9 protein-coding genes are annotated in these 11,819 nt (G+C 40.2%); 6 read left to right on the top strand and 3 right to left on the bottom strand.

Translation table 11 applies throughout. The features are described 5' to 3' along the window. Positions 1-30 precede the first annotated feature (30 nt). A complete protein-coding gene (locus AC0IWT_RS06205) occupies positions 31-816 on the bottom strand; it encodes a LytR/AlgR family response regulator transcription factor (protein WP_471796448.1) in 786 nt (261 codons plus the stop codon). 127 nt (positions 817-943) lie between these two features. Here AC0IWT_RS06205 and AC0IWT_RS06200 point away from each other — a divergent pair, with 127 nt between their 5' ends. Then, positions 944-1,663 carry a ferritin-like domain-containing protein gene (locus AC0IWT_RS06200; protein ID WP_056872482.1) on the top strand — a complete coding sequence of 240 codons (720 nt, stop codon included), beginning with the start codon at positions 944-946 and terminating at the stop codon, positions 1,661-1,663. Positions 1,664-1,681: 18 nt separating this feature from the next. Then, positions 1,682-2,533: a ferritin-like domain-containing protein gene (locus tag AC0IWT_RS06195; protein WP_056872483.1), complete on the top strand. Its 852-nt coding sequence runs from the start codon at positions 1,682-1,684 to the stop codon at positions 2,531-2,533. Between the two features lie 123 nt (positions 2,534-2,656). On the opposite strand, the gene AC0IWT_RS06190 is transcribed toward AC0IWT_RS06195, so the two are convergent. Then, on the bottom strand, positions 2,657-3,163 hold the full coding sequence (locus AC0IWT_RS06190) for a hypothetical protein (protein ID WP_471796447.1): 507 nt from the start codon (positions 3,161-3,163) through the stop codon (positions 2,657-2,659). A 2-nt stretch (positions 3,164-3,165) separates the two neighbouring features. Beyond that, positions 3,166-4,290 carry a CofH family radical SAM protein gene (locus tag AC0IWT_RS06185; RefSeq protein ID WP_471796446.1) on the bottom strand — a complete coding sequence of 375 codons (1,125 nt, stop codon included), beginning with the start codon at positions 4,288-4,290 and terminating at the stop codon, positions 3,166-3,168. Between the two features lie 172 nt (positions 4,291-4,462). Here AC0IWT_RS06185 and AC0IWT_RS06180 point away from each other — a divergent pair, with 172 nt between their 5' ends. The 4 genes from AC0IWT_RS06180 (at position 4,463) to AC0IWT_RS06165 (ending at position 11,577) form a co-directional block, all read left to right on the top strand. Next, the gene (locus AC0IWT_RS06180; RefSeq protein ID WP_471796445.1) at positions 4,463-5,707 is read left to right on the top strand and encodes a M16 family metallopeptidase; all 1,245 of its coding nucleotides are present in this window, start codon (positions 4,463-4,465) and stop codon (positions 5,705-5,707) included. Beyond that, positions 5,700-6,971, top strand: a complete 1,272-nt coding sequence (locus tag AC0IWT_RS06175; RefSeq protein ID WP_471796444.1) for a M16 family metallopeptidase — start codon at positions 5,700-5,702, stop codon at positions 6,969-6,971. The genes AC0IWT_RS06180 and AC0IWT_RS06175 overlap by 8 nt, the downstream gene beginning before the upstream one ends. A gap of 160 nt (positions 6,972-7,131) precedes the next feature. Beyond that, positions 7,132-8,601, top strand: a complete 1,470-nt coding sequence (gene guaB / locus AC0IWT_RS06170) for an IMP dehydrogenase (protein ID WP_471796443.1) — start codon at positions 7,132-7,134, stop codon at positions 8,599-8,601. 396 nt (positions 8,602-8,997) lie between these two features. Further along, the gene (locus AC0IWT_RS06165) at positions 8,998-11,577 is read left to right on the top strand and encodes a TonB-dependent receptor (RefSeq protein ID WP_471796442.1); all 2,580 of its coding nucleotides are present in this window, start codon (positions 8,998-9,000) and stop codon (positions 11,575-11,577) included. Positions 11,578-11,819: the final 242 nt, after the last annotated feature.

Genomic DNA, 11,819 nt, shown 5'->3' with positions numbered 1-11,819 from the left:
TACGCCGTACTCAAACTATAAATGCAAGTCTTAATGCTCACTATTCGATTTTGTAAAAAGTTTTATTTTCTCATAAAAATCACTGGCTCTCCTTCGTGATACGTTAATGCTTTCGCCATTTTTTAGCAATGCTTGTAAACCGTTTTTAGAATTGTATTCCCGTAGATGATTGAGGTTTATAATACTCGACTTATGGATGCGAACAAACTGCTCCGAAGGTAAAACTTCTTCAAATTCGCGAAGCACTTTCGAAACCGTAATTTTTTCATGATTACTTAAATGAAACACCGAGTAATTGCTGTCCGCTTCGATATAAATAATATCGTCAACATCAACCATCTTAAAACCCTGGCCGTAAGGCAACGTTAGCTTACGAATTTCTGCCCGGCTGCTGAGGCTTGATGCAAGATTTTTTATGCGTTCATCCGCTCGGTTAATGGTGCTATGTAAGCGGGTAAACTCCAAAACTTTGTCCACCGCAGTTTTTAATTCGTCGATGTCTATCGGTTTCAAAAGGTAATCAAGGGCATTGGCTTTTATTGCTTTTAATGCATACTGATCATATGCTGTAGTAAAAATAACAGCAGCATTGTGTTGTTGGGCATCGGGGATGAGTTCAAATCCGTTTCCACCCGGCATAGCAATATCCAGAAATATGAGGTTGATAGGGTGGTGGGCCAGAATATCTTTAGCTTCTGCAACAGAACGGGCAATTCCGGTAATTTCTACCTGAGGACAGTTCTGCTGGAGCAAAAAAAATAATGAAGATCTCGCAAACTCCTCATCATCAACAATAATAGCTTTTAGTGTAATCATGGCAAAGGGTTTGTGAATGTATTAAAAACGAGTTGTAAAAAAAAATGCAAATGCAAAAAACCGCTCATCAGATTGTCACGTATATATCAGCAAAACCGAGATTTAAAAATCCCTAAACGTAAAAAATATGAAAAACAATGAACTAAAAATTAAAGATGAACTTCAAACAGAAAGTTTATTTAATGGTAGTTTAGGCCGCAGGTCTTTTCTTCAGTTTGCTGGCGCAAGTGCTGCCGGAATGGCGTTAATTGCTGCCGGTTGTAAAAAAGACCGTGGTTACCCAACAACAGCTGGTGCAACTTTAGATTTTAAAGATGATTTTGGTGTATTAAATTATGCTTATGCTTTAGAGCAATTAGAGGCTGCATTTTATGTGAAAGTTGCTTCTGCTCCACCAGCATCATTTACTACAGCACAAAAAGCTTATTTCCAAGACATTCAGTTTCATGAGATTGCACACAGAGAATTCTTTAAAAACGCATTGAGCACTGCTGCAATCGGAAGTTTAGAAGTTGATTTTTCGTCAATTGATTTTACAAGTGCAACAAGTGTTTTAGGTGCAGCAATGGCTTTCGAAGATTTAGGTGTTGCAGCTTACAATGGTGCAGGTGTACGTATTAAAACTGATGCTTATTTAGTTTTAGCCGGTAAAATTGTTTCAGTAGAAGCACGTCATGCTGCTTACATCAGAGACATTATTTCAAATGGATCATTTGCCGATTTAACAAGCCTAACTGCTTTAGGTGCAAATAATGCTGGCGGTTTAGATGGCGCATTAACACCAGATAAAGTATTGGCAATTGCTGGTAAATACATCAAAACAAAAATTAACGTAATTAATCTTTAATCTTAATCTCCTGAAATCATGAATATCGTAAATATATTAGAAGAAATTGAAAAAGTTGACGGCGAAATCTATGAAAGATTAAGTCCGAGAAGATCTGCAATGAAAGATTTTTACTCAATGGGTAAAAAAATCGCTTTCGCAGCAGCACCATTAGCATTGGGTTCAATGTTTACAAAAGCTTATGGCCAAACTTTGCCAACAGCAGTTGTTGGTACATTAAACTTCGCATTAGCATTAGAATATTTAGAGTACAACTTTTATAATCACGCTTTAGTAGCTGCTCCAGGTTTAATCCCTGCAGGTGCTCCAACAGCCGCAATTACAACAATCCGCGACCACGAAATGGCTCACGTAAATTTGTTAAAAGGTGCTTTGGGTAGTTCTGCAAGAGCTGAGATCACATACGCAATGACGGATTTTACCGCTGGTGGTACATTCCCAACAGTTTATTCAGACTACGTAACTTTCTTAAAAGTTGCTTGTGGATTTGAAGATACAGGCGTTAGAGCATACAAAGGTCAGGCTACTGTGTTAAAAGGTTTGTCAGTTTTGACTACTGCTTTGCAAATTCACTCTGTAGAGGCTCGTCACGCTTCGCACATCCGTCAAATGCTTGCTGCGAACGGTGCGACAATTAAACCATGGATTACTGGTTCGGCAACTGTATCAAACGACACAGGTGTTGCAGCAGTTGATGCTGTTTACGCAGGCGAGAACCTTGACGTTCAGGCTGGTGTAACCATTACAGGTATTAATGGCCAAACTGGGGTAACAAGAGCTGCTGCGGTAGAATGTTTTGATGAGCCGTTAGACACTGCAAGTGTTGTTACCATCGCAAACTTATTCCTAAAAGCAGGAAATAAATTGTAAAAAATCCAACATTTTTTAAGTAAATGTTTAGTTTAAGGTAGGGAAGCAGAACTTAGGTTTTGTTTCCCTTTTTTATGGGCATTGCGTCCGCAGGAATTTCAGAATTAATATTATACGTAATTACTATTTACCTATTCTTATACCTTTGAAGAAAAGATTTTTAGTCATTACACTTTTACCGTCCGGCAGCACGCAGGTAAAACTATAGGCGGTACCGTCGATAAAAATTGCGATAAAATAGACCTTTGATTTATCTAGTTCACTTTTGCCCTCAATTTGGTAAGAAACTTTGCCGGTTAAATCTGATATAGAAACCGGGCCAAAGCTGTAGTTAGGCATTGAAGGTTTAAAGCCTTCTAAGAAATCTTTAGCAAAATCCTGTTCAACTACAACGCTATCGAATGTTGCTATATCAAAATTGATAGCTTTGGCAATCTCAGACACACTAGCGGCAAAAACAACGCCCGTACTGTCTTTACAACCATACGAACGGCCAGCGCCTTTACCTGGCATTTTTGGAAATGCAACACTTATGCTATCGCCTAATTTAACTCTATACCAACTGGTTTGTGCCTTTAAGTTTAATGAAACTGAAACCAGCAACAGCAGACAAAAACAATATTTGTGCATAACTAATAGGTAATTACCTGCTCTTCAAGATGTTCAGGCAAATCGCGGTAGTTGTATTTTTGCCCACGAAGCTGTGGCTCAAAACCAGCTGCTTTAATAGATTGCTGAATTCCATTGGCCGTAAATCTATGTGGTGCTCCCGCTGCAGAAACAACATTTTCTTCAATCATGATAGAGCCAAAATCATTCGCTCCGGCGTGTAAACACAGTTGTGCGGTAGCTTTACCAACCGTTAGCCAACTTGCCTGTATGTTTTTGATGTTAGGCAACATAATTCGGCTAAGGGCAATCATGCGGATATATTCGTCAGCTGTAACATTGTTGCTTATTCCTCTCAATCTTTTCAGCAGTGTTCCGTCATCCTGAAAAGGCCAGGGAATAAAAGCCAAAAATCCATTTGCATCAGCCGGTTTTTCGCTCTGCACCTGGCGAATCCAAACCAAATGTTCAAAACGTTCTTCAATGGTTTCAACGTGGCCAAACATCATGGTTGCCGAAGTGGTAATATCCAGTTGATGGCAAGCCCTCATCACGTCGAGCCATTCTTGTCCTCCACATTTCCCTTTAGAAATTAATCGCCTTACACGGTCATTTAAAATTTCGGCGCCCGCACCCGGCAACGAATCCATTCCTGCTTCCTTTAATACTTTTAAAACTTCTGTGTGCGAGATGCCTTCGAGCTTGGCCACGTGGGCAATTTCGGGAGGACCCAAAGCATGGAGTTTTAAATCAGGATACAATTCTTTCAGCTTTTTAAACAAATCAGCATAAAAAGACAGGCCTAAATCTGGGTGGTGGCCACCTTGTAATAAAAGTTGGTCGCCTCCTAAACGAAAGGTTTCTTCGATTTTAACCTTGTATGTTTCAATATCAGTTATATAGCTTTCATCGTGACCAGGGCGGCGAAAGAAGTTGCAGAATTTACAGTTTGCAATGCAAACATTTGTCGTATTTACATTTCTATCAATCTGCCAGGTAACCTTTCCACTCGGAACCTGAATTTTTCTAAGCTCGTTGGCTACAAACATTAGAGATGCCGTATCAGCATTGTGATAAAGATGTACACCTTCTTCAAGTGTTAAGAATTCGAAATGTAATGCCTGCTGCAGTAAATCGGCTGTATTCATACCACAAAGATAATTAAAACTCGTCAGTCGCGGGCGCATACTCGTCAGGCTTTAGTAAATACAATGTTAAAAAAGCGTTAAACTTTAAAAAATTTAATTGTGTTACAGCGCTTACAATTTTCATCGTCCTTTTTACCTTAAAATTCTATCTTTACAATCCTAAAAATAGATAATGGTAGATTTTAATCGCTTTACACTAGCCAATGGTTTAAAAGTTTTGGTGCATGAAGATGCCACCACGCCAATGGCAGTTTTAAATATATTATATGATGTTGGTGCTCGCGATGAGGACCCCGAAAAAACAGGATTTGCCCACCTTTTTGAGCATTTAATGTTTGGTGGCTCTGTAAATATTCCAAATTATGATGAGCCGCTACAACGTGTTGGAGGAGAAAATAATGCTTTTACCAGTAACGATATCACAAACTACTACACCACCCTTCCGGCAGAAAACATAGAAACTGCTTTTTGGCTGGAGAGCGACAGGATGTTGAATCTGGCTTTTTCTGAAAAGAGTTTAGAAACGCAGATTAATGTAGTTAGCGAGGAGTTTAAACAACGCTATCTCAATCAGCCATATGGCGATATCTGGCTTAAATTACGACCATTAGCTTACAAAAAGCACTCATACCGTTGGGCAACAATAGGTAAGGAGCTTTCGCACATTGAAGAGGCAAAAATGAGCGATGTTAAGGCGTTTTTTGCTAAACACTATAATCCGCAAAACGCAATTTTGGTTGTAGGCGGAAATGTAAAAACAGAAGATGTAAAAAAGCTAGCCGAAAAATGGTTTGAACCCATTCCAGCGGGGGAAAAATATAACCGAAACTTACCACAGGAGGAGCAACAAACCGAAGCCAGGTTTGAAACCGTTAAAGCAAACGTGCCACTTAATGCAATTTATGTTGCCTTCAAAATGCCGGGAAGAATGAGCCAGGATTATTACGCTTTCGATTTATTGTCTGATATCCTTTCTGGTGGAAAATCATCCAGGCTACACAATAGCCTGCTCAAGGAACAACAGCTTTTCAGCGATATTAACGCCTACATTTCAAGTAGTTTAGACCCAGGTTTGTTTATAGTTGAAGGAAAACTTGTTGAAGGGGTTTCGATGGAAAGGGCGGAAGCCGCAATTTGGGCAGAGCTGGAAAAAATAAAAAATGAAACTATTGAGGCGAAGGAATTAACCAAAGTAAAAAACAAAGTAGAATCCGTTTTAGTGTTTTCTGAAATGAGTTTGCTGGATAAGGCAATGAATTTGGCTTACTACGAACTGCTTGGCGACGCCGATATTTTAAACCAGGAAGCATCAAAATATCTGAAAGTGGATGCGGAAGACATCAGCAGGATATCCAAAGAAACTTTCGATAAAAATTCATCATCAACACTATATTATTTAACCGAAGAAAATGCTTAATCGTACTCAGGCACCTGATTTTAAACAGGTATCGACCATTAATTTTATAAAACCTACAAAATCTGAGTTAACGAACGGCATCCCTGTTTTTACCATTTATTCTGGCGAACAGGATTTGGTTCGGATCGAATTTTTATTTGATAATGTTAACTGGAATATTGAGAAACCTTTACAGGCCATCGCCGTTAACGCCTTGCTAAATAATGGTACAAATAAACTTTCTGCCAAAGAAATTGCCGAAAATATCGATTTTTACGGTGCATTTTTTCAAACAGAATACGGCCAGGACCAGTCTACGGTAACGCTTTACTCGTTAAATAAGCATTTGGCTTCGGTTTTGCCAATTGTAAAAGATGTACTTTCAAACAGCCAGTTTCCGCAGAGAGAGATTGATATTTACATTCAGAACCAAAAGCAGAAATTACAGGTTAACTTACAGAAAAACGACGTCTTAGCCCGCAAGGATTTCTCGAATGCTCTTTTTGGTGATACGGCTTATGGTGTAGATATTCAGTTAAAACATTACGATGCCGTAAAACGTGATGACCTTATCGAATATTTCAAAGCTGCGTATGCACCAAATAATTGCACAATTGTGGTGGCAGGAAAGTTTGATGACGATAGCTTTTCGTTGCTTAACGAACAATTTGGCAAGGATTGGCAACCAAGCAATGCGGTTAAAAATAAATTTGAATTCAGCATTTCAGGAAAGAATGACGTTTACAAAGAGAAACCCGATTCTTTACAGTCTGCAATAAGAATTGGCCAACTTGCAATTAATCGCAAACACGAAGATTTTCCGGGACTTCAAATTTTAAATTGCGTATTAGGTGGCTATTTCGGTTCTCGTTTAATGAATAACATTCGCGAAGATAAAGGCTATACTTATGGCATTGGTTCTGGTATCGTATCATTAAAAAATGCAGGGTATTTATTTATTGCAACAGAGGTTGGCGCCGATGTTTGCAAGGCAGCGTTAACGGAAATTTACAAAGAGGTAGAACTGCTTAAAAGTGAACTTGTTGAAAATGAAGAGCTTGAACTGGTCAGGAATTACATGTTAGGCTCTATGCTGGGCAGTTTGGAGAATGTTTTTTCGCATGCCGATAAATTCAAAAACATTTACTTTTCAGGATTGAACTACGAATATTACGAACGCTATATCGAAAAGGTTAAAACGGTTACATCCGTTGAAATTAAGGATTTGGCTAACAAATATTTAACTGTTGAAACCTTTTCAGAGGTTGTAGTGGGGAAGAAGTAGTAACATTTAATAACTCAAACCTTGAAGGACAGCGAATTTTTGTTATCCTTTAAGGTTTGTCAGCTAAGCTCAATATTTAACCGATTTTGGGTTTTAACTTTTATTTTCCTGGATTTTTTGTATCTTTGCCTGGCAAATAATAAATCCTAATTTATTTGCTATGCAACTCGACTCCACAAAATTTATTGCTACAGGTTTAACTTATGACGACGTACTTTTGGTGCCCGCATATTCAGAAATTCTGCCTCGTGATGTAAATACAGCCACTTTCTTAACAAAAAAAATCAAGCTTAACGTTCCGTTGATTTCGGCCGCCATGGATACGGTAACCGAAGCTGAACTTGCCATCGCCATTGCACAAAATGGTGGAATTGGTATGTTGCATAAAAACATGACTATCGACAGACAGGCGGAAGAAGTTCGTAAAGTAAAGCGTTCAGAAAGTGGAATGATTCAAGATCCGGTAACTTTACTGGAAACCGCAGTTGTTGCCGATGCTTTCAAAATAATGAAAGAGCACAAAATTGGTGGTATTCCTGTGGTAAGCAGCGACAATAAACTGGTTGGTATTATCACAAACCGCGATTTACGTTTTCAAAAAAATATGGCTCGCCCAATCGCCGAAGTGATGACCAAAGAAAATCTGATTACTGCGCCGGAAGGTACTAACTTAATCCAGGCAGAAGAAATTCTTCAGAATTATAAAATCGAAAAATTGCCTGTGGTTTCCAAAGATGGTTTTTTGAGTGGATTAATCACCTTTAAAGATATATCGAAAGTTAAAAATTACCCGGTTGCCTGTAAAGATGAGCGTGGCCGCTTACGCGTTGGTGCAGCGGTTGGCGTAACTGCTGATACCCTACAGCGGGTTGATGCCCTGGTTAATGCAGGTGTTGACGTAATTACCATTGATACCGCTCACGGACACTCAAAAGGTGTGGTAGATAAATTGAAAGAAGTTAAAGCAAAATATCCGGATTTACAGGTTATTGTTGGTAACATTGCAACCGGTGCCGCCGCTAAATTTTTGGCCGATGCTGGTGCTGACGCTGTTAAAGTGGGTATTGGTCCGGGTTCAATTTGTACAACACGAATTATCGCAGGCGTTGGCGTTCCGCAGTTATATGCGGTTTACGAATGTGCCAAAGCCTTAAAGGGAACGGGTGTACCTGTTATTGCCGATGGCGGTATTAAACATACCGGAGACATTGCAAAAGCAATTGCATCTGGAGCCAGCACCGTAATGGCCGGTTCATTATTCGCCGGTGTGGAAGAGTCGCCTGGTGAAACCATTATTTACGAAGGACGTAAATTTAAATCTTACCGCGGTATGGGCTCTATCGAAGCAATGGAGCAGGGTTCGAAAGATCGTTATTTCCAGGATGTAGAAGATGATATTAAAAAATTAGTACCTGAAGGAATTGTTGGCCGAGTACCGTTTAAAGGAACATTAGCAGAAGTGATGTACCAATACATTGGCGGTTTGCGTGCTAGCATGGGTTACTGTGGTGCAGCAAGCATCGAAGCTTTACAAGAAGCCCAGTTTGTTCAAATTACAGCAGCAGGTATGCGTGAAAGTCATCCCCATGATATTACAATAACCAAAGAAGCTCCAAATTACACCAGGTAAGCTGAGCAGTTAAAGCATAAATAAAATTCTTGACGTTGCGGATCATATTAAAAGTGGTCCATAATAACAGTCGTAATTAATATAGCAGGGCCTCGTTTTCGATTGCCCTGCTTTTTTTTGTACGATTAATTTCCTTTTCCTAAGGTGTTTCACTCTAAAAATCAGCGATTTATTGAGTCCAATAAATTTCTTAGTTTACTGATTTAAATATTTAACAAAATAAAATTTGGCAAATACATTTTTTTAATATATTTGTCGACTAAATCCATAGGGTTTGTATATTTTTAAAATTGAAAATGATTTCAAGTCTGGCATTTTGCCGGCCTGGTTACATTGACAATGCTTAAAAATAGAAGATTCGATGCGTTATTAAATTTAAACACACTTACATAAGACATGAAAAAACTTTTACTACTTTTAATATTTCTAAATTTCATAGCTGTTTCGGTATTTGCCCAAAACACGGTTACCGGCGTTGTAAAAGGGGCAAATAATACATCAATACCCGGCGCAACAATAACTGTTAGGGGTACAAATATTACCGCCGTCAGTGATGCTGCCGGTAGTTTTACAATAGATGCCAGGCAACAGCCACCATTCTACATTCGCGTAAGTTATGTGGGCTATAAACCTCAGGATTTTCAGATTTTAAAGTTACAGGAAACGCCTCTTGAACTTATTTTAGTTGAGGATACCCAACTCGATGAGATCGTTGTAACTTCAAGAAGGCGCTCTGAGGTGTTGCAGGATGTGCCAATCCCAATTACGGTAATCGGTGGCCAGGCTGCAGAGAATGCTGGTGCTTTCAATGTTAATCGTTTAAAAGAACTGGTTCCCTCTGTTCAGCTATATGCCTCGAATGCCAGAAATACAACGCTGAATATTCGTGGTTTGGGTTCAACTTTTGGCTTAACAAATGACGGGATAGACCCAGGTGTTGGCTTTTATGTTGATGGCGTTTACCACGCCCGCCCCGCTGCAACCTCTACCGACTTTCTTGATATCGAACGAATTGAGGTAATTCGTGGGCCGCAGGGAACTTTGTTCGGTAAAAACACCACTGCGGGTGCATTTAACATCACCACAACCAAACCCACTCAAACGCCAACCGCAAAGGCAGAGATGAGTGTAGGTAACTATAATTTTCTTCAGGCAAAAGCTTCTGTTTCCGGAGGACTCGCAAAAAATCTCGCGGCTAAAATTTCCTTATCGGGTACGCAACGCGATGGCACAATCTGGAATACGAGAGAAGAACGTAAATACAGCGGGCAAAACAATCTTGGATTTAAAGGGCAGTTGTACTATACCCCATCAGATAGGTTGCAGATTTTATTAAGCGGCGATGTTAGTGTTCAACATCCGGCAGGTTATCCATTGGTAATTGCTGGCGTTACTCAAACTGAAAGAAGTGCTTACCGCCAGTACGCAACCATCGTTTCCGCTCTCGGCTACCAGCAACCAAAAATCGACCCTTTCGCCAGGGAAATTAATACCAACACGCCCTGGAGGCACAACCAATCTATCGGTGGCGTTTCTGTAAACGTAGATTATAAAATCGGTAACGGTACTTTAACTTCTACAACGGCCTGGAGATTTTGGAATTGGGACCCTACCAACGACCGGGATTTTTCCGAGCTGGCCGCATTAACAAAATCGCAGGGTAACTCCCGCCACGATCAATACTCGCAGGAAATTAGGTATGCGGGTAATATTACTGAAAAATTAAGCGGGGTAATCGGCGTTTTCGCATTGGGGCAGAACTTAAAAGGTCTGGATCAAACCGAAGAAGTCGGCAAAGACCAATGGCGCTTTGTGCAAACGAGCGCAACCGGAAGTCAGGCATTATATGCAACACCAGGCTTGTTAGATGGTTATGGTATTAAAACCAACTCTACCATTAAATCGCTAAGTGCAGCCGTTTTCGGTCAGGTAGATTGGGAAGTGGTTAAAAACCTTCACGTTTTGCCTGGCTTACGCTACACCTACGATAAAAAAGATGTAGACTATAACCGAAATACCTATGGAGGTTTGCAAACTACCGATGCCGCTTTACTGGCTTTAAAGGCTGCAGTGTACAGCAACCAACAATTTAATACGAGCACCAACAACAATAATCTTTCCGGAAACTTTACAGTTTCCTACCGCCCAACCCCAAGGTTAAATGCTTATGCAACCTTTTCAACCGCCTACAAACCCGTTGGCGTTAACGTTGGTGGTTTGCCAACAACTTCAACAGGCGCTGCCGATTTATCGCTTGCGGTGGTTAAGCCTGAATACGTAGAGCACTACGAATTAGGCGTTAAAACCAAGCCTTTTAAAGGCGCAATTTTAAATGTTACTGCTTTTAACACCGATATTGATGACTATCAAACCAACGTTCAATCTCCACAGCTCGGTGTAAACCGTGGCTATCTCGCAAATGCGGAACAAGTAAATGTTAAAGGGCTAGAAATCGATGGAACTTATCAGTTGGAAAGATTCTTAAGTTTGAATGCCGCATTATCATATTTGGATGGCAAATATGTGAAATTTACCAACGCACCACTTCCTTTAGAAGAAACTGGTCATACGGAATTGATAAATGGGGTTGCCACTCAAGTTGCTTTCAAGGATGCATCGGGCGGCAGATTGCCCGGCATTTCTAAATGGAACATTTCCGGAGGGGCGGAGCTAAGCACAGCAGGGAATTTGGCAACAAAACCGGGCCGGTATTTTATTGCCGGCGATGCAAGTTACCGTTCAGATTATTCCTCTAACGCAACGCCATCCGCTGTTTTAAACGTAACAGGGTATTCATTATTTAATGCCAGATTGGGCTTCAGATCGGAGAAATTCTCTGCATTTATCTGGAGTAGAAACATAGGCAATAAAAATTACTACGAACAATTGCAGGCAGCTGCAGGTAACTCAGGCCTATATGCAGGCGTTCTCGGCGACCCTAGAACTTATGGCGCTACTTTAAGGTTTTCGTTTTAATACAGCAATCTTTTCTCTTTTTTATATTTGGTTAAAAAGCGTCGGGTTATTCCGGCGCTTTTTTTTGGAGAGCAGGTTTCTGCACTTTTCGGTTGCGGTACGCCTGCTGTTCGCTCAATCTTTTTTGCGATTCTGTTGTGCGCATGAACAGGTGATTCGCCTCTGCTCCGGTCAGTGTTTTGTTTTTAAGCTATCTCATAAAGCATTCCGACAGCAAATCAATGTAGCTGGCAACAAAAAAG

Source organism: Pedobacter sp. AC464 (assembly GCF_979253075.1).
Note: the sequence above shows the minus strand (reverse complement) of the source record. Positions and strands in the feature narration are given on the sequence as shown.